Origin of the sequence: Nocardia sp. NBC_01388 (assembly GCF_045040085.1) — a bacterium.
In the GTDB taxonomy this organism is placed as follows: Bacteria; Actinomycetota; Actinomycetes; order Mycobacteriales; family Mycobacteriaceae; genus Nocardia.
The window spans coordinates 3,595,610-3,620,169 of record NZ_CP109553.1 but is presented as its reverse complement, the minus strand read 5'-3'; the positions used below and the strand labels follow the sequence as shown (position 1 = coordinate 3,620,169).

19 protein-coding genes and 2 pseudogenes are annotated in these 24,560 nt (G+C 66.8%); 7 read left to right on the top strand and 14 right to left on the bottom strand.

Features of this window, described 5'->3' with window-relative positions:
- Window positions 1–18: 18 nt before the first annotated feature.
- The 5 genes from OG716_RS17865 to OG716_RS17845 are packed head-to-tail and all read right to left on the bottom strand — an operon-like array spanning window position 19 to window position 7,187.
- Complete coding sequence (locus tag OG716_RS17865) at window positions 19–2,823, bottom strand: DUF5682 family protein (protein ID WP_405138693.1); 2,805 nt, start codon at window positions 2,821–2,823, stop codon at window positions 19–21.
- Window positions 2,820–3,938, bottom strand: coding sequence for an AAA family ATPase (locus tag OG716_RS17860; protein WP_405138692.1), 1,119 nt, complete (start codon window positions 3,936–3,938; stop codon window positions 2,820–2,822). Before OG716_RS17860 ends, OG716_RS17865 begins: the two co-directional genes overlap by 4 nt.
- A 14-nt stretch (window positions 3,939–3,952) precedes the next feature.
- Window positions 3,953–5,368, bottom strand: coding sequence for a VWA domain-containing protein (locus OG716_RS17855; protein WP_405138691.1), 1,416 nt, complete (start codon window positions 5,366–5,368; stop codon window positions 3,953–3,955).
- Window positions 5,365–6,741, bottom strand: coding sequence for a hypothetical protein (locus OG716_RS17850; protein WP_405138690.1), 1,377 nt, complete (start codon window positions 6,739–6,741; stop codon window positions 5,365–5,367). The genes OG716_RS17855 and OG716_RS17850 overlap by 4 nt, the downstream gene beginning before the upstream one ends.
- Window positions 6,741–7,187 carry a hypothetical protein gene (locus OG716_RS17845; protein WP_405138689.1) on the bottom strand — a complete coding sequence of 149 codons (447 nt, stop codon included), beginning with the start codon at window positions 7,185–7,187 and terminating at the stop codon, window positions 6,741–6,743. The genes OG716_RS17850 and OG716_RS17845 overlap by 1 nt, the downstream gene beginning before the upstream one ends.
- A gap of 287 nt (window positions 7,188–7,474) precedes the next feature.
- Between OG716_RS17845 and OG716_RS17840 the strand changes: the two genes are divergently transcribed.
- Entirely contained in the window at window positions 7,475–8,878 is a 1,404-nt protein-coding gene (locus OG716_RS17840; protein WP_405138688.1) for a lipase family protein, read from the top strand.
- A gap of 370 nt (window positions 8,879–9,248) precedes the next feature.
- Window positions 9,249–10,325 (top strand): methyltransferase, encoded by a 1,077-nt coding sequence (locus OG716_RS17835; protein WP_405138687.1) that lies wholly within the window; start codon window positions 9,249–9,251, stop codon window positions 10,323–10,325.
- A gap of 86 nt (window positions 10,326–10,411) precedes the next feature.
- Here OG716_RS17835 and OG716_RS17830 read toward each other — a convergent pair whose 3' ends face one another.
- The 3 genes from OG716_RS17830 to OG716_RS17820 all read right to left on the bottom strand — a co-directional run bounded on the left by OG716_RS17830 (window position 10,412) and on the right by OG716_RS17820 (window position 15,019).
- On the bottom strand, window positions 10,412–11,449 hold the full coding sequence (locus tag OG716_RS17830; protein ID WP_405138686.1) for a 3-oxoacyl-ACP synthase III family protein: 1,038 nt from the start codon (window positions 11,447–11,449) through the stop codon (window positions 10,412–10,414).
- Window positions 11,446–13,341 carry a ThiF family adenylyltransferase gene (locus OG716_RS17825; RefSeq protein ID WP_405138685.1) on the bottom strand — a complete coding sequence of 632 codons (1,896 nt, stop codon included), beginning with the start codon at window positions 13,339–13,341 and terminating at the stop codon, window positions 11,446–11,448. Before OG716_RS17825 ends, OG716_RS17830 begins: the two co-directional genes overlap by 4 nt.
- 382 nt (window positions 13,342–13,723) lie before the next feature.
- On the bottom strand, window positions 13,724–15,019 hold the full coding sequence (locus OG716_RS17820) for an amidohydrolase (protein ID WP_405138684.1): 1,296 nt from the start codon (window positions 15,017–15,019) through the stop codon (window positions 13,724–13,726).
- 222 nt (window positions 15,020–15,241) lie between these two features.
- On the opposite strand from OG716_RS17820, the gene OG716_RS17815 reads away from it, so the two are divergent.
- The 4 genes and pseudogenes from OG716_RS17815 (at window position 15,242) to OG716_RS17800 (ending at window position 18,273) form a co-directional block, all read left to right on the top strand.
- The gene (locus OG716_RS17815; protein WP_405138683.1) at window positions 15,242–16,033 is read left to right on the top strand and encodes an SAM-dependent methyltransferase; all 792 of its coding nucleotides are present in this window, start codon (window positions 15,242–15,244) and stop codon (window positions 16,031–16,033) included.
- 64 nt (window positions 16,034–16,097) lie between these two features.
- A pseudogene (locus OG716_RS17810) lies at window positions 16,098–16,595 on the top strand (serine/threonine-protein kinase); the annotation flags it as partial.
- Entirely contained in the window at window positions 16,585–17,205 is a 621-nt protein-coding gene (locus tag OG716_RS17805) for a hypothetical protein (RefSeq protein WP_405140322.1), read from the top strand. The pseudogene OG716_RS17810 and the gene OG716_RS17805, both read left to right, overlap by 11 nt.
- Before the next feature lie 108 nt (window positions 17,206–17,313).
- Window positions 17,314–18,273 (top strand): SDR family NAD(P)-dependent oxidoreductase, encoded by a 960-nt coding sequence (locus tag OG716_RS17800; RefSeq protein WP_405138682.1) that lies wholly within the window; start codon window positions 17,314–17,316, stop codon window positions 18,271–18,273.
- A 127-nt stretch (window positions 18,274–18,400) separates the two neighbouring features.
- Here the strand turns inward: OG716_RS17800 and OG716_RS17795 are convergent, their stop codons facing one another.
- The 5 genes from OG716_RS17795 to OG716_RS17775 form a co-directional block, all read right to left on the bottom strand.
- Complete coding sequence (locus OG716_RS17795) at window positions 18,401–18,802, bottom strand: hypothetical protein (protein WP_405138681.1); 402 nt, start codon at window positions 18,800–18,802, stop codon at window positions 18,401–18,403.
- A gap of 143 nt (window positions 18,803–18,945) precedes the next feature.
- Complete coding sequence (locus OG716_RS17790) at window positions 18,946–20,157, bottom strand: serine hydrolase domain-containing protein (RefSeq protein WP_405138680.1); 1,212 nt, start codon at window positions 20,155–20,157, stop codon at window positions 18,946–18,948.
- Window positions 20,158–20,285: 128 nt separating this feature from the next.
- Entirely contained in the window at window positions 20,286–20,669 is a 384-nt protein-coding gene (locus OG716_RS17785) for a hypothetical protein (RefSeq protein WP_405138679.1), read from the bottom strand.
- A 207-nt stretch (window positions 20,670–20,876) separates the two neighbouring features.
- On the bottom strand, window positions 20,877–21,749 hold the full coding sequence (locus OG716_RS17780) for an SAM-dependent methyltransferase (RefSeq protein WP_405138678.1): 873 nt from the start codon (window positions 21,747–21,749) through the stop codon (window positions 20,877–20,879).
- A 103-nt stretch (window positions 21,750–21,852) separates the two neighbouring features.
- The gene (locus OG716_RS17775) at window positions 21,853–22,437 is read right to left on the bottom strand and encodes a TetR/AcrR family transcriptional regulator (protein WP_405138677.1); all 585 of its coding nucleotides are present in this window, start codon (window positions 22,435–22,437) and stop codon (window positions 21,853–21,855) included.
- Between the two features lie 125 nt (window positions 22,438–22,562).
- On the opposite strand from OG716_RS17775, the gene OG716_RS17770 reads away from it, so the two are divergent.
- Entirely contained in the window at window positions 22,563–24,008 is a 1,446-nt protein-coding gene (locus OG716_RS17770; RefSeq protein ID WP_405138676.1) for an MFS transporter, read from the top strand.
- A gap of 61 nt (window positions 24,009–24,069) precedes the next feature.
- Here OG716_RS17770 and OG716_RS17765 read toward each other — a convergent pair.
- A pseudogene (locus OG716_RS17765) lies at window positions 24,070–24,396 on the bottom strand (acyl-ACP desaturase); the annotation flags it as partial.
- Window positions 24,397–24,560 lie beyond the last annotated feature (164 nt).

Here is a 24,560-nt window from a genome sequence, read left to right as displayed (position 1 = left end):
GAACCGGCCGGGCCGCTGTCAGCTCAGTGCGGCTGACACTCCGAGCTGCGTCGCGAGGGCGGCGGCGGTGGCGGGGAACCGGTCGAGCAGGCCGGTCACCTCGCGGTGTCCGGCCGGCCCGGTCTGCTGCCAGCTACCGTCGATACCGAGGAGCCCGGCGAGTGCGTCACAGGCGGCAGGGTGGGCGGCCAGTAATTCGGTGACCGGTCCGCTCGGCGCTGCCGCTGTTGACGTTGTGACCGTGGCGGATTCGATCGACCAGGGCGGTACGAAGGCGTCCACGGCGGGCAGTGCGCCGGGAAAGGTGCGGGCTGCCTCCCGGACCAGGCCCGGGATGAGGTCGCCTGCCTGATCCTTCAGGGTGGTGATGAGCTTGGGTAGCCATGGCAGCAGTACCGTGTCCGGCAGTGTGCCGAATGCCTTCGACAACAGTTCCACCACAAAGGGCTTCAGCGCCGGGGCCGGGTCGATGGCCTGTACGAAACCGCTGACGTAATGCGGAACCGTGGGCAGCACCAGCGGATTGGCGAGCATTGCGTCGCACCGCTCGCGCAGCTCGGCCATGGTCAGCATGCCGAGCTGGAACCGCGCCGCCCAGAGCAGCGCCACCTTGGCCGGGGCTTCCGGATGTGATTGCAGCACAGCCAATTCCAGCTGAGTGTGATCACAGCCCAGCGACAGTGCCAGGTTCTCCATCCCGAACAGGAAGCCCAGCATGGCCGCCACCTGCGCAGGTCCGGTCTCCTCGGCGGCGAAGGCGGTGGGCAGCAGGGTGCAGTAGTGCGAGTATCCGGCTGTCACGAACCGTTCGCACCAGGCCGGTAAGCCACCTTCGGTGGATCGGAAGTAGTTGAGCAGCAGCCGGATTCGGCGGAGCACGACGGGAGCGTCGTCCACTGTTCGCTCGGCGGCGAGTAGTTCGACCGCGCGATTGCCCAGCTCGCCGGCGAGCCGGACCGAGCCCAGATACACCAGCGCGTCCTCGACCGCACCCAGTGCGACGGCGGCCGTCGCGTCCGGTGCGGTGACCGCACGCCGCAGGCGCTGCTCCAGCACCTGCTCCACTGATACGCCCTCGTAGCCGAGCTCCACCAGCGACCGCTGATATTTGCCGAGCCCGATATCCCAGCTCTCCTGGATGGAGGTCTCGCCCAGTCCGCGCGAGCCCATGATCGGCCGCAGCGCGTCCTGCGGCAGCAGTCTGCGCAGCAGCCACAGCAGATCCGAGCACGGCCGCAGGTCCGGATTCGCCTTCAGATCCAGCAGTGCGCGCTGCAGCGTCCGCTTGGACAGATCCAGTCCGAGCGGTTGCAGCCGGTCGAGCACATCGCGGGCCAGCGGCGGCAGCGCCGCGTAGCCGACCTGGCCGATACGGTCGCCGCCGAGCAGGATTTCGCACAGCCGCCGCACATCGCGCCGCCCGGGCACCCGGTCCTTCTCGATGCAGGTGACGGCCGCGTCCTGGAAGTCGTATGGGGTCGGCCGCGCGCGATTGCGCAAGCCCGCCAGCAGGATCGAGGTCTCGAAGATGGCAATGGCGTCGGCGGTGCTGGCCAGGTAGCCATTGCGCCGGGCCAGCCGGACGATATCCACCGACCATTCCAGCAGCTCGGCCTCGTCGAGCGGGTCCAGCACCGGCGGCCGGGACAGGAATCCCGAAAGCTGATCCGCCACTGCGGCTTCCGACTCGGCCGGGAGTAGCGGCAGCTTCTTGATGGCCTTCTTCGCCCCCGGCTGGCCTTCCAGCTGGAACGGCTGCACTCGGCCGCGCCGCAATCCCTTCGCCCAGGTGGCCGCCGCGATCGACACCGCACCGCCCGCCAGCCCGAACTGCGCCTCGATCGCGGAGTGGCTGGATGGAATCAGCCCGTAGTGCCAGGTGGTGGCCGAGCGCGGCGAGATCTCGAACGCCGCGTCCGACTCCAGTCCGAACTGTTCGACCGGGCTGGCCGCATGGGCCGCGCCGCATACGTACAGCACCCGTGCCGGGTCGATCTTGCCGGCGGAGAGGTGTTCCCGCATACGGGTCCACATATACCGTTCGCGATCCTCGTCCTCGGCCGTGCTGCCGCGCCGCAGTCGCCGGAACAGGCTGCCGATCATCACCATGACCTGGCGGTAGGTGTCGTAGTCGGCGTCCGCGAGAGGTTGCTCTACGTACTGATCCCACCATTCCGACCAGTGCCGGACCTTGCCGTGGTGCAGCAGGTGTTCTTCCAGTTCGGCGAAACGCGGTCGCAGATCACCGATTTCGATGCCCACCGCCGCGCCGTGCAGGCCGTCGTCCTCGGGCTGCTCGCCCTCGTCGGGCGTGTGCGCCGATTCCACGGTGGGCGCCCACTGGAAGACATGATCGGTGGACCGATCCACCAGCACCAGTTCGACGCCCGGGGTATCTAGCGCGTAGGCGATGGCCTGATACTCGGCCGAGGATTCGGTGATCGGCGCGACCACCGACAGCGGCGCCCAGTCGGCCGGGAAGCCCGTGGTATCGGTGGCGAAGGCCTGTAGCGCCACCGGCAACCGGCAGTTGCGCAATTCGTCCAGCAGCGGCCGCAGATCCTCGCACAGCTCCAAATAGATGACGCTCGGCTGCTTTTCGCGCAGCCGCCGCACCATCGCCAGACCGGAGGCGGGGGAGTGGTGGCAGACCGGGAAGATCTCCAGCCGCTCCGTCAGCGCCCGGTCCACATCATCGACGATGCCCGCCAGGATATCGCCCGCCGCCCCGGGCGCGCCGGCGAACGCGACCGCCGCGTCCGCCAGCTGATCCCGCAGTGCAGCAAAGGTATTCGGCGCGGGACGAATATCGGAGACGGTCACGAGAGCCTCGCGATCGCGGCCCGGCCGCCCTCCAGGAATTCGCCCCAGGGCGCCTTGCCCCTCTTGTCCTTGGTGCGCGGCTCGACCACACCGTGCAGGTATTTGTTGAGAATGGCCAGATCCTCGGGCTGACGCCGGGCCAGCGATCCCACCAGCGAACCGGCGAGGGTTTCGGCGCTCAGCTGCTTCGCACCGAAGAACTGGCTGTGCAGGATGGCGTCCTCGAGCACGCCGATCTGCTCGGCGGTGGACAGCGCCGACTCCAGCTTGTCGTCATCGCTGGTGGCCGCGGCCGCGGCGGCGCGCAGATCGGCGAAGCTCTCCAACAGGATGTCCAGCAGGGTGGGCGGCAGTTCCAGTTCGAGGGAATGGCGGCGCAGCAGTTCCGCGGTGCGGAAGCGCACGATCTCCGCCTCGCTCTTCTTATTGGACACCACCGGAATTCGCACGAAATTGAAGCGCCGCTTGAGCGCCGAGGACAGATCGTTCACACCCCGGTCGCGGCTGTTGGCGGTGGCGATAATGGAGAAGCCCGGCTGCGCGAACACCACATTGTCATCATCGAGTTCGGGAATCGAGACGTACTTCTCCGACAGGATGGAGATCAGCGCGTCCTGCACATCGCTGGTGGAGCGGGTGAGCTCCTCGAAGCGGCCGATCACACCCTGCTCCATGGCGGTCATGATCGGGGACGGGATCATCGACTCCCGCGACTGCCCCTTGGCGATGACCATGGAGATATTCCACGAGTACTTGATGTGGTCCTCGGTGGTGCCCGCGGTGCCCTGCACCACCAGCGTGGAATTGCGGCTGATGGCCGCGGCCAGCAGTTCGGCCAGCCAGCTCTTGCCGGTGCCCGGATCGCCGATGAGCAGTAGACCCCGGTCCGAGGCCAGCGTGACAATGCTGCGCTCGACGAAACTGCGGTCACCGAACCACTTCTGGCTCACCTCCCGGTCCAGTCCGTCGGCGCGTTCGGAGCCGAGAATGAACAGCCGCACCATCTTCGGGCTCAGCCGCCAGGTGTACGGCTTGGGGCCGTCGTCGATGGACTCCAGCCAATCGAGTTCCTCGGCGTACTTGATCTCGGCGGGGGCGCGCAAAACGTCGTTCATGAGGGCTGTGTCTCCTAGTCGAGAAAGTTCTTGAGTTCGTGCACGAGCTTCTGGATGCGTCCGGAAAGCACCGGGGTGCCAAGGGCTTTGAACCGTTCGCGGAACCACGGGTTGACGCTCTGATGGCCGGAGCTGTTCACCGAGCCGACCGGGATGAGCTTCACCCCGGAGCGGTGCACCGCCTCCATGGACTCGAACAGCGGCTGCGAGCGGTCGAATTCGTAGAAGTCCGAAATCCACACCAGCACGGTGTTTTTCGGGTCGGTGATCTTGGGCTGGGCCATGGCCATGGCGATCGGGCCGTCATTGCCGCCGCCGAGATTGGTGCGCAGCAGCACCTCGAACGGATCGTGCACCCACGGTGTGAGATCCAGGGCGCGGGTGTCGTAGGCGATGAGATGCACATCCACCTTGGGCAGACCCGCGAAGATCGACGCCAGAATGGTGCAGTTCACCATGGAGTCGACCATCGAACCGGACTGGTCCACCACCACGATCATGCGGGCGGGGACGGTGCGCTTGGCGGTCTGCCGGTAGTAGAGCCGGTCGACGTAGAGGCGCTCGTCCTGGGGATTCCAGTTGGGCAGGTTCTTCCAGATGGTCCGGTCCACGTCCAGATTGCGCAGAATGCGTTTGGGCGGGACCGAGCGGTCGACGGTGCCGACGCTGGTCTGCCGCACCTGGGTGCGCAGGACCTCGGCGACCTCGTCGATATAGCGGCGGATGAGGCGTTTGGCATTGGCCAGGGCTACGCCGGACAGATTGTGCTTATCGCGCAGCAGCTGTTCGATGAGCGACATGCTCGGGGTGAGCTGGGCGGCCAGATGCGGATCTGCCAGCACTTCGCGCAGCCGCATGCGGGATACCAGCTCGCCCTCCAGCCCGGTGAGCACGCCCTGCACGGAGCCGGCCTGCTCTTCGCCCAGGCAGCGGCGCAGCCAATTGGCATCGGACTGCCAGCCCGCCAGCTGGGTCGCGCTGACCTGGCCGGAGCCGGTGGCGAAGACGTTCAGCAGCAGTTTGGAAACCAGTGCGGCAGTGCGGACATCGGCCGCGCCGATGGATCGCGGCGTCTCGGCGACGGCCGCGGCCTGCGGGTCGTCAGCGTCGGTCTCGGAAGCATCGGTCTCGGAAGCATCGGTCTCGGAAGGTTCGGCCTCGGAGAAGTCCAGGTTGTCGAATTCCGACTGCATCTCCGGATACCGTTGCACCACATTGTCGATGGAGATGCCCGGATCGAGCACCGCCAGCGGCAATCCCAGATCGTCGACGATCCCCGCGCTCGCCTGCTCCAGCGTCGGCTGCTGATCCCCGGTGAAGACACCGGCCAGCAGACGCCAGTACAGGACCTGGCGTCGTGTCTCGTGATTCGGCCCACCCGTCACCCGACCGCCGCCCCCCATGGAATCGCTTCGCGATGCTGTAGTCATTTGCGCAGCAACCGTCCTGCGCGCTCACGCAGCACCGCCACGGCATCGCCCGACTTCGCCTGTGCCTTGGCGACTTTCGGGTCGGTCGGGCCGAGGGCCCAATCGCCGTTGTGGAAGGCGGTGAGCACGGTTTTGACCTTGCGCTGCACGGCCAGCGGTCGCATCGACCAGCCGCTCGCATCCCAGCGCAGCAATCCGATCATGGTGCTGGAACCGGTCACCCCGGCCGGAGTGAGCGGACCGGCGGACGGCAGCGCGTCCAGCTCCACCCGGAGGCGCTGCCCATCCAATTCCAGTGCACCGTCGCGGAACCGGTACCCCTCGAGCAGAACCGGTACCGCGATATGCACCGGATCGCGATCCAGCGGCGCGACGGCCGGAGCCTGCGCCCGCGGCAGTTGCACGGTGGCGGTGACGAACGGATCGGCGGCCTCCCCAGCCTTCGCCCGATCGTCATCCCACAGCATGTCACCGGTCGCCGTCAGCGGCATGTCGGTGAGTTCCAGCGCGCGGTGTTCGGCCAGCGCGGTGAGCAACTGCCGATGGGCACCCAGTAGCTGCCATACCGCCGGTCCCGCAATGGTGTCCACCTTGGCCGCGGCGACCGACACGCGCACCTGGCGGGCCGGTGCGCGGGGGGTCTCCAGTACGCCGTGCACTTGTACCTGTACGACGGTCCCGTGCTCGTGAACGTCCACGCCCAGGGGTAGTAGGCGACCTGAAACTGCTTCGGGTGCCGCCGATTCCGTGCCGCGCCAGGACAGCAGCAAGGCGCGCGTCCACAGATCGGCCCAGCGGCGCGCCGGTATCCGATCCATGGTGGCGATCGGTGCGCACGCGCCCAGTTCAGCGGTGAAGCCATCCAGCAGCATCGCCAGCCGACGCAGCGCGGGTTCGGCCAGCAGCGCTTCCACGGTGCGATCCGCCGCGGCCACCAGGTCATGGTCCACGCCGCGCCATCCGGCGATGGCCAGTTCCCCGAGCCAGGCGCGGGAACCCGCCGCGAGCGGGCTCGGAGCGGCGGCATCCGGTGCGGTGGTCCACTCGAATCTCTTGCGGCCCAAGGTGTTATCGGCCTGTTCGACCAGTGCGTCGTGCACTGAGCCCAGTACTGCGGCCCGAGCGGCAGCCAATGCCGTCAGCTCATCCGTGCCGATCGCTCCGGTGCTCACCTTCGACACCGCCGCGGCTACCGCCCCGGTCAGTGGCGATCCCGCCACGGCTCCGGCCAGCGCGGTCAGCGCCGCGCCCTGCGGTTCGGAAACCCGGGCGAAGCCATTGACCAGCGCGGTATCGAACCCGCTCACGACATCCAGGGCATCCGTGACACCGGCGGGCGCGTCTGCCAGCGCGGTCAGTTGTACTGCCTGCATCAGCGACCCACCCCCGCCGGGAACCAGTGCAACTCCGGAATCGGCGTCGCGCTACCGGGCAACTCCAGGTAGGTCAGGTGCCGCAGGAACCGGCTGAACACCGCGGCGGCCGGAGCTGGATCGCGAGTTCCCTTGAGGCAACCGGAAAGTCGTGACCCCTCGGGCACCTCGACCCGCAGGAACCGCGCCACTCGGTCCTGCCCGTACTGCAGCACCGCTTCCTCGATGAGCGAATCCAGATGCTTGCAGCAGCCCCACCCCTGGTTCAACCCGCCGCACGGCCGGTTGTTATTGGTGCTGCAGCTCAACCCGTGCGTCCCCGCGGTCACTGACGCCACATACACCCGCGAAATATCGGACCCGCTCGACACCACCCCCTGCAAGCGTCCGTCGGCCAGCTCCACGAACGGCACCTTGTTCAGTTTGCGCGGCGCGACAGCGGGCAAAACCCTTACGACAGAAGCGCTTTCCCAAGCCGGGTGCTCCGGCGTGGCGCTCGAATTCGAGCCCATCGTTCTCCCTCCCGATCGATCAAGATGCGCTCAAGGTATGTGACGGCACCGACAAGTTCCGCCGGTATCCGCACGCCATACCGTGCGCCACGCGCACGGGTTGTGGTGTAGGAGGAGCCGGGCGCGGTATGTTTTGTGAGATCTACGGGAAAACTGCTGGCGGGGGCAGTCGACCGTAGTCTGGGGACGCGTCGGGGCAGCTTGATTTATTAAGGGGCACAGTGTCTTTCAGTGATTGGTCGCAGCGTGTCCGGATACTCGTGGCCGTCGCCTCGGCGGTGACCGCGGTGCTGCTCTACGCCCCGGTGGGGCATACCGATCAGGGCCCCGCCGGTGCGGCGCCCGCCGATGCCAACGAATGGCAGAGTTGGATCGACCACACCGTGCCGAAGCCGGTGCTGCCGCCGGCGCCGTCGCCGCCGAACGCGCAGTTGTCGCCCGAGCTCGCCTCGCTGTGGCGGTCCACGCTGTCGCCCGCCAGTGGCGATCCGCTGTTCGACGATTGGCCGAGCGGGTTGGATGCCCTGAAGCCCGGTGATCCGATCGAGGTACGGGACGTCACGGCGACGGCTGCGCCACTGGCAGGGGTGCCGATCTCCCGGGCGCTGCTGTTGAAGTTCCGGACCACCGGGGCCTCGGGCGGGGCGTCGTTCGGCACCGCCACCCTTCTTGTCCCGGCCGCGAGCTGGACCGGGCCGGGGGACCGGCCGGTGCTGGTGAACGCGATACCGATCAATTCGCTCGGGCTGCAGTGCACGCCCAGCTATGCGATGGCGCACGGTGTGAACAGCAAGTTCAGCGTCGGGGATCTGTTTCCGCCCGCCACCTTTCTGGCGCTGTCACGGGGTTACGGGGTGCTCATCCCCGATCACGAGGGGCCGCGGATGGCCTATGCGGAACCCCGGGTGGCCGGGCACGTGATGCTGGACGCCATCCGGTCCGTTCGCAATGTGGAGCCGAATACGCTGGGGCAGAGCAGGTTTGCCATCGGCGGTTACTCCGGCGGTGCGATCGCGGCCTATGCGGCGGATATGCTGCTGGGGGAGTACGCACCGGAGTTGTCCGGGTCCCTGGCGGGTGTCGCGCTGGGCGGGCTGGTCACCGATTATCGAGAGGTCGCGCACCACTTCGACGGCGGTCTCGCATCCGGGATCCTGATGGTGGTCGCTCTGGCCTTCGCCCGCGAACATCCCGAACTGCTCACCCAGCTGAACAATCTCGGCGAATGGCTGGCCACGTCCCCGGTCAAGGACACCTGCGGCGACAGCAACGGCATACTCGGCATCACCGGCGTACCGATCGAGATCGCCACGAACAATGCCCGCCCCCTCGACACCACGGTCGCCGCCGCCATGTTCGGCAACTCCGACTTCCGCGACCGCAAATCCGCTGCGCCGCTGTACATCTACCACGGCATGCTCGATATCTGGGTCCCCGAAACCGAGTCCCTCAACCTCTTCGCCGACCAATGCTCCCGAGGCGTCCCCGCCGTCTACCGCTCCATCCCCGGCGAACACACCATCACCCTCATGGTCGGCTTCCCCGGCGCCATCGACTGGCTCGACCAGCGCCTCCGCGATCTCCCGGCCCCCAATGAATGCCCTGCCCCGAAGCCAGGATCCTGAAGCTCCCGCATACAGAAACCGGGCTTTGCCTGTTCCGTGGCCGAAATCGAGCACTGATCCGCGCCGCCGAGGCCTGTCGGTGGGCTCAGTTAGTGTTCATGAAGGCGCAGAACCAGGCCTCCTCGGGCTCGATCTCCTGCTGCATCACCGTGGGCGGGCAATTAGTGATGTGATTGAGCCGAGCCTTGCGCTCGGCGCGGATTGCCGTTGGCTGCCGGTTCGCAGGTCGGTCATAGCACTGGAGGAATTGCACATGGCGCATCCTGAGAGTTCGATCGATGGCGGGCCGCTTCTCCCGGGTCGTGAGGTGTCGTCGGGGGAGGCCGCGGTAGCCGGTGCGGATCGTGGTATTCGCCGAGAGTTGTTGTTGATGCGAGTATTTCAGAGTCGGATCGGCGGGGCGGTGCTGCGGCGGTTTGCCGATCCGCAACAGATTCTGGAGCAGGGGATGGCGTTCTGGTCCTCGCGGGTTGTGCTCACGGCGGTCGAGGCGGGGGTTTTCACGGAGTTGGCGGTGAGTCCGCTGTCGGAGCAGGAATTGATGGACCGGCTCGGGTGGCATCCGCGGGCTACGGGCCCGTTTCTCGGTGCGCTGGTCGACATGGGACTGCTGCGGCGAAATCGCGCCGGGGTCTACACCAATTCGCGGCAGGCAGCATTGTTCCTGGACCGCGCCAAACCCAGTTACATCGGCGGGTTGATGGAGCTGTCGAGCACACGGCTCTACGACCTCTGGTCGGGGCTGGGGGATCTGCTGCGGACCGGCAGTCCCGGGGCCGAGGAGGAACACGGGGAGAGTGAATTCTTCTCTTCCCTCTACGGTGACCAGGCGGCGCTGCGGAACTTCCTGGCCGGGATGACCGGAATCTCGACCGGCGAGGCGATGCTCATCGCCAAACGCTTTCCCTGGCAGCGTTTTCGGACGTTCGTCGATGTCGGCGCGGCGCAGGGGGCGCTGCCCGTGCGGGTCGCGCTCACCCACTCCCATATCAGGGGAGTCAGCTACGACCTGCCCGCCGTGGGCCCGATTTTCGAGGAATACGTCGAGTCGTTCGCACTCGCGGACCGGATCGCCTTCGTTGCCGGCGATATGAACGAGGGCCCACTGCCGAGCGCGAACGTGATCTGCTTCGGCCATCTGCTGCACGGTTACAGCGAAACCAAGCGGCGCGAATTGATCGCCAAGTCCTACGAGGCACTGCCGCCCGGTGGCGTACTACTCGTCTACGACGCCATGACCGACCCGGGCCGCAGGAACAACCTCATCAGCTTCCTCTCCAGCCTGAACATCATGCTGGAGATGCGCGAGGGCTTCGAAGCCACGACAACCCAGTGCTCGGGCTGGCTTCGCGACGCAGGATTCGTCCACATCAAGAAGCGGCACCTGATCGGCCCGACCTCGATGGTGTTCGGCCGCAAACCGGGACGACTGCCCGCTGCGCGGTAAGTCGGCGAACGGTCCAGAAGGCGCGTGGCCTCCTGGACCGAATCGGTTACGCCGAGCAGGCGATCAGGTATGCGACGGCCGGATACCTATCCCTGACGGAAACATAATGTGCCCCACTGGAATCCGGCTCCAATGGCGGACAGTACATAGGTGTCGCCGGGCATGAGGCGGTCCTCGGTCCGCGCCTGATGCAATGCGGTGAGAACCCCGGCCGAGCCGGTATTGCCGAGAGTGTCGAGGGTGACGGGCGCGCGCTGCATCGGCACCTCGAGTTCGGTCATCGCGGCGGTGAGGATATTGAGATTGGCCTGGTGCAGGAAGAAATGGTCGATCTCGGTGACGTCGAGCCCGGCGCGGTAGGCGGCGGCGCGAATGCTTTCCGGCAGCCGCGTGGTCGCCGCCGCCCAGACCGCGCGACCGTCCATCCGCAGATAGTGCTCGCGCTCGGCGACGGTCTGGGCACTGGTCGGCAGCCGAGATCCACCGGCCCGGATTTCCACGTCATGGGAGAGCTGAGAGCCGAAGTCCCAGGCCAGGAGTCCGGCCCCGGTGGTTTCGGTGCGGGTCAGCACGACGGCGCCGGCCGCATCGCCGAAGAAAACGCCCGTGGTGCGGTTCAGCGGATCGGTGACCCGGGAGGCGCAGTCGGCGGCGATGACCAGTATCGCCTGCGCGGAAACCTGAAGCAGATGCGCGGCAAGCAGGATGGCTTGCAGCCCATTGGCACAGGCGGCCTGGGTGATGTCGATCGGCAGCGCACGACCGGCGCCGAGGCGGTCCTTGACCATCAGTGCCGTCGAGGGCAGCGGCTGGTCGTAGGTGTAGGTCGCGACGATGACGGCGTCGAGATCGCGCGCCGAGATCCCCGCCTCGGCGAGCGCCGCGGGCGCGGCGGCAATGCACATATCCGAAACCGCCAGCTCCGGCGCCAGACGCCGGCGTTCCCGGATACCGGTGCGCGCGACAATCCAGTCGGCCGAGGTATCGAGCGTCCGGGTGAGGTCCGCGTTGGTGACGACCGTATCGGGCAGATGGATGCTGGAGCCCGACACCGTGATCGGCAGCGGAACGGGCGGCCGCACCGACAGGGACCGCGGTTGATCGGTCGCGTACACCATGGTCATGTGAGAGCACCGTCCAGCGCGGTGGCGGTGTTGTACTCGGGAGCGATCAGCGTATCGAGGTCGATGTAGAACCGGCCCGATGCGCAGTGGCTGCCGAGCAGAATCCGGCGCGCGGCCGAGGTGACGAGCGCACCGCCGAGTGCCACATCGGAGGCCAGTTGCGGCCAACTGCTCAGTGTCCGGCCGATTTCCCCGAACGCGGCGGCGAGTTCGGGGCTGATCCGTTCGGCATCGACCATGGACAAGATGAGGTCCGCTTTCTCTTGATCGGAGAGTTCGGGCAGATCGGCAGCGCGCAGGTCGCCGATTCTGCCGTGCAGCAGGGGCCGGTCCGGCTCCAGATCGAAACGTTCGATATCGAGCATGCCGCGATCATTGCAATCCATGACCACCGGAATCCCCAGTGCGCGAGCGTATTCCCGGGCCGCGATCTTGACGTACGGCGTATCGCACTCCTCCACCAGCAGATCGATCGGTGCCCGATCGCCGTGGAAGAACTCGGCCATGGTGGTCTCGGTCAGCCCGCTCGTCATGATCTCGATATCCAGATACGGGTCGATCTCGAACATTTGGCGTGCGCAGATCACCGCCTTGCCGACGCCCAGGTGATGCACTCCCGCGCGCAGCCTGTTCATATTGGACAGGCTCAACTCGTCGAAGTCGGCGAGCCGGAATGCGCCGCCGACACCTTCGAGCGCGAGCGTGACCGCGGCGCTGTTGCCCACCGACAGTCCGACGATCCCGATGCGCCGATCGAGCAGACCGCGTTGCTGGGGGCGTTGGATCTTTTCGCGATTGCGGTCGGTGCGGACCAGCCGGTACTCCGCACGCGGCAGCACATGCACCAGCCGCCCCGACCACGGGTACCAGACCCAGCTCCCGTAGGCCCAGGCCTCGACCCCGGCCAGCTGCTCCTCGATCTTCCGCTCGAGTTCGGCCCCGGCATAGCGGCGATCGGGCTCGCGGCAGCGGATCAGCTCGGCCAGCTGCGCGGTGATGGTGTCGTGTACGGCGGTGACGCGGCCGGATTCGAGCAGTGCGGTCAATGCCGCATAGTCGGCGGCATGGTTGGGTTCGAGCAGCACCGGCTGCCACCCGTCGCCATCCGGTACGGCGGCCTGCACCAGAGCCGCTGGCGCGTCGCGGCTTTCGAGCCCGCCCGCTGTCCATACACCGAGATCACCGCTCGTCGGCACGCCGAGATCACCGCTCGTCAGTGCCGGGAACTCCGCACACATCCGGCCCACCAGATCGGTGTATTCACCCGCTCCCGCCGCGGTCCGGTGCAGCAGGATCACCACCTCCTCGGTATAGCGCTCGACATAGCAGCGCGTCCCCGGCACCGGATGAAAACCGAACCGGCCGTGGAACTGATCCTGGCCGTCCCTGGTTCCCGACGTGCCGATCATGATCTTGGCTCCGAGATAGTGCGCGGCACCGATCGCGACCGCGTTCAGATATGCGCCCAGCCCCAGTTTCCGGGCTCGATGCTCCACCACCAGCCGGCTGTGCTCGAAGGTCTCCTCGACCCCCGCGCCTTCGGCGGCCAGCAGTTGTTCGTACTGCTGTTCACCCAGATATGCCCGGGACTGGAACAGCTCACCGGTCGCCGGGGTCGACAGCCGGATGTAGCCCAGCACCGGGCCGTCCGGATGTCGCCGGGCGACGAAATGCCAGGCACCGTAATCCAATTCCTGATCGTCGACATGGGCGCCGGCGGCGTCGCGGAAGCCCGGCCGCCGGCCGTTGTCGTACAGGATTCGAGCCCGCAGCTCCTGTAACCGCCGCACCTGACCGGTGGGGTCGGCCCCGCTGCGGGGTGCTTGGAACGCCGAAACATGCCACTGCACATCAGGATTGCGGTTCCGGATATCGCGTCCGTCGATGGACATGCGAGATCCGCCAGATACCGACACGTGCATGGGTCCTTTCCGGGAATTCGTTTGCTGAGTGTGCTGTGCGTAGATGCGGACGAGCGGAGTGCGTCAACGTCTGAGCGAATTCAAGCAGGAAGAACACGTTTTTCTCGCGCGGTGAGAGGCCAACGAGTTGTGTTGCTAGATAGTAGCTGTGTGATGGAGCAAATGACCAACTGGACAAATCGCCGTGGTGTGTCCGAGGCGAAGTCGACCGCGTACAACGCGATGAGCGACGAGTCGGCAGGCGCTCACCGGCGGTGATCTACACGCGGGGGAGCGCCCTGGGCGCGGCGGCCGGGCGGTTCGGGAAGTGCTGTGCAGGGCCGGGATTCACCGACCCGAGTGGCGCGACTATCTACGCTGGGACGGCACCGGCGCGGCTGGTATCGAGCCAGCCGAGGGCCGCCGCGGTGAGCGCGGTGACGCCGTGGGCGATCGTGGGCTCGGCAAGCGGTGCGAAATATGGCGAGTGGTTCATCGGGATGTCCTGGTCGACCGTGCCCTTGTCCTGTGCCGCCGCGACTTTCGCCGGGTCCGCACCGCCGAAGAACCAGAAGGACAGCGGTGCTCCGGCGGCGTCGGCAAGGATGCTGACGTCCTCGCTGGCCGGGAAGGCGCCCATTTCCAGGACCTGCTCGGCGCCGAGGGCGGCCCGCAGCGCGGCGCGCGTCTTGTCCAGTGCGACAGGTTCGTTGATGGTGACGGGCAGCCGGGTCAGCGCCTCGATCGTCGGCGCGCGGTCCGCGCCCGCGGCTTCGGCCTCTGCGTACACGATCCGCCGTATCGCCTCGAGCACCTTGGCGCGCAGTTCGGGGGAGTAGGTCCGAATGCTGAGGCCGAGTTCGGCCTGATCGGCGATGATGTTCTCCTTGGTGCCCGCGTGCAGTGTGCCGACGGTGACGACGGCCTGGTCCGACGCGGCGACCTCGCGGGACACGATGGTCTGCAGGCGCATGACGGTCGCGGCGGCCATCACGATCGGATCGACCGTCGTCTCGGGGCGTGAGCTGTGCCCGCCGCGGCCGTGCAGGGTGATCCGTAAGCTGTCGTTCGCGGAGAGTATCGCGCCCGGGCGTGTCGCCACGGTGCCCACCGCGATCGGCAGGACATGCTGGGCCAGCACGATTTCCGGCTTCCCGAAGCGTTCGAACAATCCGTCGTCGACCATGGCCTGCGCGCCGAGGCCGATCTCCTCACCGGGCTGGAAGACCCCGAGCACGGTGCCGGACCAGTAATCCCGATCGGCCGCCAGCGTGTCGAGCGTGCCGAGCAGGCAGGTGACGTGCATATCGTGGCCGCAGGCGTGCATGGTCGGCCGGCCGCTGTCCGGATCGGTGGCGGTCGAGGCGTAGGGCAGTTCGGTCTGCTCGCGCAGCGGCAGCGCGTCCATATCCGCGCGCAGCATGATCAGCGGGCCGGGACCGTTCGCCAGGCGGGCGACCACACCCGTCCCGCCGACTCCTTCCGTCACCTCATAGCCGAGGGCCTTCGCACGCCGGGCGACGATCGCCGCGGTGCGGTGCTCGGCGAAGGACAATTCCGGATGTGCGTGCAGGTCTCGGTACAGCTCCGCGAGTTCGGCGGTAATGCTGGCGACACGACTGTTGATCGACGGCACAGCGCCTATGATCCACGCCTCGGCGCCACTCATGGCGATTTCCCCGTTTTCGTTCCTTCTGGAAGAAGCGCGGGCACCGCGATCGAAGCTGTCACGCACGACATTTCGGGCATGCGCGACAAAGGTTTGACCGGCGGCAATGGATATCGCGAGAGCCGAATCCCTTCCACATGAAACCCTTCGGTCCGGGTAGGTAGCGGACTAGCCTGTGCGGGTGGGCATGTGGTCGGTCGATCGATTGAAGTGGTGATTGGATTGGACAGGGTTATCCCGCTGGATCAGCCGCATACCTCGCGTATCTATGACTACTTCCTCGGCGGCAAGGACAACTACGAGGCCGATCGCAAGGCCGCACAGGAGATCTTGAAGGCGTGGCCCGATATTCGGACCGCGGCGCGGGTGAATCGGCAGTTCATGCAGCGCAGTACGCGGTTCCTGGCCGAGGCCGGGATCAGGCAGTTCCTCGATATCGGGACCGGGATTCCGACCGAGCCGAATCTGCATCAGATCGCCCAGCGGGCCGCCCCCGATGCGCGGGTGGTGTACGTGGACAACGATCCGGTGGTGCTGGCGCACGCCCGGGCCTTGATGCCCGGCGGGACGTCGGGGACGACAACCTATATCCAGGGTGACGTGACCGATCCACTCGCGATCCTGGCGGCCCCGGAGTTGGGTGAGGTGCTGGATCTCTCCGAGCCGGTCGCATTGAGCATGATCGCGCTACTGCATTTCGTGGAGGCCAGCATCCCGGCAATCGTGTCGGCGTTCCTGAGCGCTCTGGCTCCCGGTTCGTTCCTGGTGATCTGCACGATCACCGCTGACTTCGCCCCGGAGCAGGTGGTCGCCGCGCAGGATGTGTACCGGGTGCGGAAGTTGCCGGCGCAGGTGCGCACCCGTGATGAGGTGACCGGGTGGTTCTCGGGTTTGGAGTTGGTCGAGCCGGGTGTGGTGCCGCCGCATCGGTGGGGTTTGGCGGAGACGACGGAGATCTCCGCGTCCTTCGATGCCAAGGTGTCCTGCTACTGCGGTGTGGGCCGTAAACCCTGATCAGGGTCACGGCGGCCACTGGGACAGCGATATGGTGAGAGTCCCCGATAGATCCTGGTAGCCGATGATCGATCCCGAGCCGTTCGACACGCAGCGTGACCACGTGGCCTCGTCACTGCTCGCTGAGCTCGAGTCGGCGGGGTTCGAGCAGGTCGAGGAAATCGGGCGGGGTGGGTTCGGGGTCGTGTATCGCTGCGGCCGGCCTGCCCTGGACCGGACGGTTGCGGTCAAGGTGCTCACCGCCGATCTCGACGCCGAGAACCGGGAGCGATTCCTCCGGGAACAGCGTGCGATGGGACGACTGACCGGCCACCCCAATGTGTTCGATGCGCTGGAGGTCGGGACCACCACCGGCGGACGTCCGTACATCGTCATGCAGTACCGCGCCCAGGGCTCACTCGACGCGAGAATCCGGACCATCGGACCGCTTCCCGTGGAAGACATTCTCCGACTGGGTGTTCGGTTAGCCGCTGCGCTCGAAACCGTCCACCGTCTCGGCGTGCTGCACCGCGCCATCAAGCCCGGCAATATTCTGCGCACCGATTACGGCGATGGCGGCTTATGCGGCAGGCTTTCTCGCCTACAGTGGCGGGCAGATTCCGCGCGCCCGCGCCCTGCTGACCTATGCGGTGGCGGAATTCGGCCGGCAGCAGCGAGTCGCCTCGTTGGTCGGGGCGCTGATCATTCTGGGCCTGTGCCACGCGCTGTCCGGGGCCACCGACCAGGCACGCGATTGCTACACAAAGGTTTTGGAGATCACCGAATCGCGAGGCGAATCGGTGGGCCGATCCTATGCGCAATGGTCCATGGCGGTACTGCAGTGGCACAGCGGTGAATCAGGCCGGGCCACGGAACTTTTGGGTGAAGCGCTCACCCGCCCGGCCCGGCTGATGGACGATCCGGTCGGCACCGCCATGTGTCTGGAGGCCCTGGCCTGGATCGCCTGCGACACCGGCGATCCGGAGCGTGCCGCGGTGCTCATGGGTGCCGCGACCGCGCGGGGCGCCGCGGCGAGCAGCCGGCCGATCTCGCTGCCGAATCTGATGGCCAGTCATGTCGAGTGCGTCCGGGTTGCCGAATCGGCGCTGGGTACAGCGGGATTCGCGGCCGCGAGCCAGGCCGGCGAAGACATGTCGAGCGCGGACGCCGTGGTCTACGCGCTCGGCGAGTGACGCAGCCGGCGTCTGCCGCGTGGTCGCTGGTAGCCCTCAGGTCACGAAGATCGAATACGATCGCGTCGCAGTGAGATTCGGTTTCAGGGAAGTATGGGTAGTGCGTTGATGAGCGTTCGTAAGGTCATTGCGGGAGTCCAGATCGAGTTGGTCCGGAAGGTAGTGAATGTCCTGACAGTGCCGCAGCGGTTGCCACTGCCGTGGGGTCCGACGCTGCGTGAGCGGGTCGAGGGTAAGACGGTGCTCATCACCGGAGCGTCCAGCGGTATCGGCCGCGCACTGGCGCTGCGGATTGCGGACGAGGGCGCGACCGTCATCGTGACGGCCCGCCGCACAAGCGAATTGGATCAGCTGGTCGCCGAGATCGGCGAGCGGGGCGGGCGGGCGTTCGCGCTCACCTCGGATCTGTCCACCGCCGAGGGCATCGACAAGCTCGCCGATCAGGTGCTCGTCGAGTTCGGTGCGCCCGATATCCTGGTCAACAATGCGGGCCGTTCCATCTGGCGTTCGATCGCCAGTTCCGAACACCGCCTGCACGATTTCGAACGCACCATGCGGATCAACTACTTCGGTCCGGTCGGGCTGATGCTGCGGTTCCTGCCGGAGATGCGCCGCCGTGGTTCCGGGCATATCGTGTCGAGTTCCTCGCTGGGCGTGATCACCGATGTGCCCCGGTTCTCCTCCTACCTCGGCTCCAAGGCCGCACTGGAGGCGGTCATGCGGGTGGCGGCGGTCGAATGCCTTTCCGATGGAATCTCTTTCACGGATGTGCGGCTGCCGCTGGTCGCCACCGATATGAGCGCCTCGCTGGGCTGGAGCGGCTACAAGACGCTGTCGGCCGAGGCCGCGGTGGATATGCTGTCCGACGCCATCGTGCGCCGTCCCGCCCATCTGGAGAACCTGCACGGCGCGCTGTCGCTGTGGTTCAACCTGCTGCTGCCCGGTGTGGCTCGTCGCGGGCTGAGCGAACTGCACCGCAGGATGCCCGATCCGGGTCTCGCGAAAGCGCCTGCGCCGCAGGTGGAACCGGTCGTCGCCGATGCCGTGATCGTGCCCGCGCACAACTGAGCTCCCGCACACGACTGAGCTCCCACATGAGAAACGGCCGGTCCATCACAGGTTCGTGATGGACCGGCCGGTCTTCGCGATGTGCGCGCCTCACCGCGAATGCGGTTGCCGCGTCATCGGTTTCGGCTCAGGAGGACGATCCGGTGCCCGCCAGCAGGCCGGACAGCAGCCCGCCGGCGCTGCCGCTGCCCAGACTCGAGGATCCGGTCGAAACCTGCAGGTTCCAGGTGCCGCAGCCGGTGGTGAAGAACGCGATATCGGTCGACTGGATGGTGACGCTCGCCGAGCCGTTCACCGCCCCGCCGGTCTGCAGCACCGCGGTGGCGCTGGGGGTGAGCGCCGACAGTCGCGCCCAGGCGCAGGTGGTGAGAGCGGTGGTGGTGGTGTAGGTGCCCGCCTGGATATCGGTGCCGACATTGAAGATGGAGTCGGTGCTCATGCTGGTACCGGCCGCGCTCGCGGTACCGGTCGAGCTCAATACGGCGGTAGCGGCGAGAGCGAGCCCGCTGACCCAGAGTGACTTGCGCATATAGGGGGTCCTCAATCATCTGAAACGAATGTGTTTCGGAGGCTAGTGCGCGTGGGTTCGTTCTGTATGCATATCCAGGAACCTCACAGGAAGCGGCGGCGTAGCGGGCGGATGGCCACCGTCGACCATCCGCGCCGGACTTCCTAACCCGCTTGTGCGTAGCGTGCCGGTGCCGCGCTCGCGCCGGCTGCTTCCAGCGCCGCGCGCTGTGCCGCGCCCGCGAGGAGCGGGAGCCGGGTGTCGGCCACCGAGGTCGGAATGCTGCCGAGGTGGTTGGTGACGAAGGCGACGGAGAGCCCGAGGGCGGGGATGGCGAGCGCGCCGGAACCACCCAGGCCGAAGTGGCCGAAGGCGCGGCGGGTGAGGCGGGTGCCGACGATCGCGCGGTGGTAGCCGCGGGCGAATTGTGGTGCGGCGCCGAGGACATAGTCGTAGCGGCTGTTCGCGGGCATATGGGCAATGGCCGCCGCGGTTTCGGAGCGCAGCAGGCGGCGCTGGCCCAGTTGGCCGTCATTGGCCAGGGCGCCATACATCTTGCCGAGCGCACGGGCGGTGAAGGTGCCGTTCCAGCCGGGCATCATGGCGTCGTACGGGCGCTGTCCGGTGGTCATATCGGCCCAGCCGTCATAGACCGCGCTGCGGGCGGAGCGGACCTGCCGGACGCCGGCGAAGGGCGCGATGAGGGTATCGATCGGTATGCGGGCGACGCCGAGGCGCGGACCCAGCGTGGCGATGCGGTGACGCTGATCTTCGGGGACGCCGAACCAGAAGTCATTGTCGCCGAGGGGTTCTGCCACTTCGCCGCGCAGCACATCGCGGAAGTCGCGACCGGTGGCGCGCTGAGCGATCTCGGCGATGAGGGTGCCGAAGGTGATGGCGTGATAGCCGGAGGCGCGCAGGCGCAGGGGATCCGGTGCGGCGGTGGCGATGGCCGCTGCCACCAGGTCGTGGTCGAGCAGCTGGTGCGCATCGGGTAGCAGATCGCGAATGCGCTGCAGTCCGGCGCGATGGCTGAGCACATCGCGAATCGTGATGTCGGCCTTACCGTTTGCGGCGAACTCCGGCCAGTAGGTCGCGACCGGAGCATCCAATTCCAGTACGCCACTGTCGATCAGGCGGTTCGCGACAGTCGCGGCGACACCCTTGCCCGTGGAGTACGACAGTGCGATGGTGTCGGCCTGCCAGCGCCGATCCGGTGCCGCCCACCCCGACCAGATATCCAGCACCGGCTCACCGTGCAGATACACCGACAGCCCCCCGCCGCCCTGCCGTTTCCGGCGGAACATATGGAAGAACTTCGCCGCGACCGTCGTGAACCGGTCATCGATCACCATCGACGCGTGTGCAGCCGCCATAGTCAGACTCCTTTGTCTGTCGCGCTCACAGCAAAGTCGGTGCTAACAACTGCAAGCATCTTGCTAACTCACTGTAACCGCGCCCATTCGACGCAGGCAATGGGTCGCCCCCGACTGGCGGCTGCTGCCTACCGCCGCACGTCCGCCTGCGGTACCGGCCGATCGCAGACGCGCCAACTGTCGGCCTTCGCCAGAGTGAACAGGTACCGATCGCCCTTCTTATCGGGTTCGGTGGTGTAGCGAATGAACGCTGTCAGTGATCCCCTCGGCGGCATGAGTGTGACTGATACAACACCCCAGAGCATGCCCGATCCCCGTCGCTCGAGATCGCGACGGGCCTGTTCGGCGAAAACCTCAGCCGGTATCTGCTCGAGCTCGGATCGCAATGCGCCACAACTGCTTTCCAGCGCCAGCGCATGATCGCCGCGGTTGTGCGCGGCAATCAGCGCGGCGACCACCGCTTCGACGTCGAGCTGCTCGCCCTCCCCGGCCGTATTGCTGCTGTCCCCCACCGATGCCTCTCCCGAATAGCCCATGTCACCGAAGTGGTGGTGGCGACCGCACTGTCGCGGTAGACCACTATGGTCGACTATTCCAGCGCTGCAATCGGTTACCGAATCGGTGCCCGGCGACCCGGCCGCGCCGCGATCCGGGCGCGAATGAGCCCTGCGACACGCAGCGCGGTGCGGGCCGAGCGGCGGGGCGTTCCCGCCGCCGGATCAGGGACGTACGACGGTGACCAGGTTGATCAATGATTGCTGTTGGACGCCGTCGGCGAGGGGCCGGCCGAGTTCCTGGAGGTAGTCGGTGAGGTAGACGCGTTCGCCGGTCCAGCCGCGGGCGCCGAACCATGCGGTGGCTTCGCTGCGGGGCTCGTTGTAGATCAGGCGCACCCAGTCCGAGCCGCCGTCGCTGTCGGCCATGGCGGTGGCGGCCGCTTCGGGCAGCGGATCCATCTGCTCGATCGCGATCCGGCTGCCGGGGGCGCTGAGTGCGTCGATGGCGTCGAACAGCTGGTCCTGTGCGGCCGGGGGCAGGTAGATCAGCAGGCCCTCGACCAGCCAGGCGCTGGGCAGGGATGGGTCGAAGCCGTTCTCGCACAGGGCGTTCGGCCAGTCTTCGCGCAGGTCCACCGGCACCTCATGGCGCTGTGCGCGCGGCTTGTGGCCCGCCTCGGTGAGAGTTTCGCGTTTGAATTCCAGTACCTGTGGGCGGTCCAGTTCGTAGACCACGGTCCCGTCGGGCCACGGCAGGCGGTATGCGCGGGCGTCCAGGCCGGCGGCCAGGATCACCACCTGCCGGATGCCGGTGGCCGCGGCGGCGTTCAGGAAATCGTCGAAGTAGCGGGTGCGGGCGATTTGATGCTGCTGGAACTGCATCCCGAAGTCGGGGGTCAGCAGTGGATGGCCGGGCACACGGCCCTCGAGCAGGTCGACCCACTCCGGGCCGGCCGCCCGCACGAAGATCTCGGCGAGCGGGTCGTGCGCCGGTGCATCGGCCGCCCGGCCGGCCAGTGCGCGGGCCGCCGCGACGAACAATGCCGTGGATCCGACACCGGTATTGATATCCCAGGAATCTCCATCGGTTCGCATGCTCGCCAACGTACCGATTGCGGCGCGCACGGGCATTCCAGCGCACCGGGACCGCGAGAATCCTCCACGAATCAACCGCCGCAGCGGTTTTCGCCTCCTGAAATCAGGGTTGAACCTCGGTCGGCGCCACGCGCAGGCCCGCGAGCGTCACCGCGAGCAGTCGTTCCGCCGCCTCGGGCGTGGTTTCGCAGGCCACGCCGATCCCGTGGCCGAACCGGAGCACATCCCGGGGTTCGATATCCCGGCGGATCGCGCCCGCGTCCTGCGCGGCCTGTAGTACGGCGGACGCTGCCCCGGTGATCGCCGTCCGGCACAGCATGAAGGTCGGTGTGTTGTGGTCCATACCGGCCTTCAGGGTGGTGGCGAGGACGCGATTGGCCATCACCCACCCCACCTGTTCCCGTAGCCAGATCTCGAATGCCTTGTCGGCCGTGTGCTTTTCGAGCAGCTCGTGGGCGCGCGCGCTCAGCTGCTCGATGCTGGAGCGGTAGACGGCCTCGATCAGCACTTCCCGATTCGGAAAGTGCCGGTACAGCGTGCCGATGCCGACGCCCGTGCGGCGCGCGATCTCTTCCAGCGGTGCGTCGGGACCCAGCTCGGCGAATGCCTCCTGAGCGGCCGACACGATCCGCTCATAGTTGCGCCGCGCATCGGCGCGCATCGGCTTTCCCGTCGGCGGTGCTTCCACGGACCCTCCAGTAGAAAACGGATGAACCCTCCGGATAGACTTGCGGAAGTGGAGGATCCCTCCATATGATAGCTCTATAGAAACGGAGGCATCCTCCGTTTTGATTTCATTCGATGGAGCGTTCCTTGCCGACCACACTTTCTTCGAACAATGCTGTCGCGGACACCGTTGTCTCCACACCCCCCGAATCAAGCCGATTTCGATCGAACATTGTGCTGGCCACGCTGCTGACCTGCCAATTGATGATCGTCCTGGACGTCACGGTGATGAATGTGGCGCTGCCGCGCATTCAAGCCGATCTGCATTTCACCGCCACCAGCCTGTCCTGGGTCATGAACGCCTACACGCTGGTTTTCGGCGGACTGCTGCTGCTCGGCGGGCGCGCCGGCGATCTGTTCGGCCGCCGCAATCTCTTCATCGCCGGCGCCACCTTGTTCACCGTGGCCTCGCTCGCGGGCGGTCTCGCGCCGTCGGCGACCTGGCTGCTCATCGCACGTGTGGTGCAGGGCATCGGCGCGGCGATGGCCGGGCCCAGCACGCTCGCACTGCTGACCACCACCTTCCGTGAACCCAAAGCCCGAATCCGTGTACTGGCGCTGTTCTCCGGAATGTCCAGTGCCGGTTTCGCTATCGGCCTCATTGTCGGCGGCCTGCTGACCGAATGGCTGAGCTGGCGATCGGTGCTGTTCATCAATGTGCCCTTCGGGCTGGCGGTGGTGGCATTGGCGCTGCGCTATCTGCCCAGGGCCGAGCGGCAATCCGCGCATCTGGATCTGCCCGGCGCGATCACCGCAACCACCGGTGTGGCCGCACTGGTCTACGGCTTCATCAGCGCCGCGTCGGACGGCTGGGGCACTGCGACAACCGATATCTCCCTCGCGGCCGGCGCCATCCTGATCGCCGTCTTCCTCGTCATCGAATCGCGCACGGCCCAACCGCTACTGCCCCTGCGCTTGTTCGCCGACCGCAATCGCGCCGCTGCCTACGCGAGCATGTTCCTGGCGCCCATGGCAGGCATGTCGATGTTCTTCTTCCTCACCCAGTTCCTGCAGGATGTCCTCGGATTGAGCGCTCTGGCAACAGGTTTCGCCTTCCTGCCCACCGCCCTGCTGATGTTCACCATGATCCGCACCATTCCGCGCCTACTCCCGCGCTTCGGCCCGAAGCCCCTGGCCATGACCGGCACCGCATCGATGGTCGCCGGACTCGTACTGCTGACTCAATTGACGGCCGACAGCGGCTATTTCCCACTGCTGTTCGTGGCCATGCTCCTGATGGGTTTCGGTCTCGGCCTGGCGGTTTCGCCCCTCAATGTGATCATCATGTCGAACGTCGAACCCCACGACGCCGGGGCCGCCGGCGGCGCACTGCAAACCCTTCAGCAAACCGGCGCCTCCCTGGGCCTGGCCATCCTGGTCACCATCTTCGGCACCGCATCCCGCAGCGCCGGCGGCTCGGCCCAGCACGCCCTGGTCACCGGCATCACCACCGCCTTCACCGCGGCCGCAGCCATCGCAACCCTGACCTTCGCTGTCGCCCTGACCTTCCGAAACGCCCGCTCCGCCAGCTGAATACGCGCACGCTCCATCCGCCTGGCCGGCACCGGCCGGGCGGATGGCCTGTACCGGGAGCTCAGGCGCGAGCTCTGTCCCGGGCGCGGTCGCGCTGTTCCTCGAAGCGGGGGATCCTCACGTGCTGTATATCGTCGAGGAAACGGGATAGGCGTTCGCGGGCTTGTTCGCCGCGGGCGGTGAAGTCGTTGCGACCGAAGATGTTCCATTGGCGGACCACGGGCATGAGGACGTCTTCGAGGTGCTGGCGCAGGTCGTAGACGCCGTGTTCGGCCATCAGGACGCCGTTGCGGCGGAAGTTCGGCATGCCCGCGCCGGGCATCTGGAAGTTCTCGACAATGGTGTCGATGGCTTCCACGGCTTGGTCCGGGACCAGATCCAGGGCCGCGCACCAGGGAATGTCGGTGTTCGTTAGAGGCAAAAGTCCCGACGGGCGGAACCTTGATGTAGCTCACACGGGGAGATTGGGCAACGGTCCGGGAGTCGAGGGGTCGACTCCCGGACCGTTTCGTGTTCCGGCCACCGGCGCTGTGTATCAGCGTCCCGCTGGGC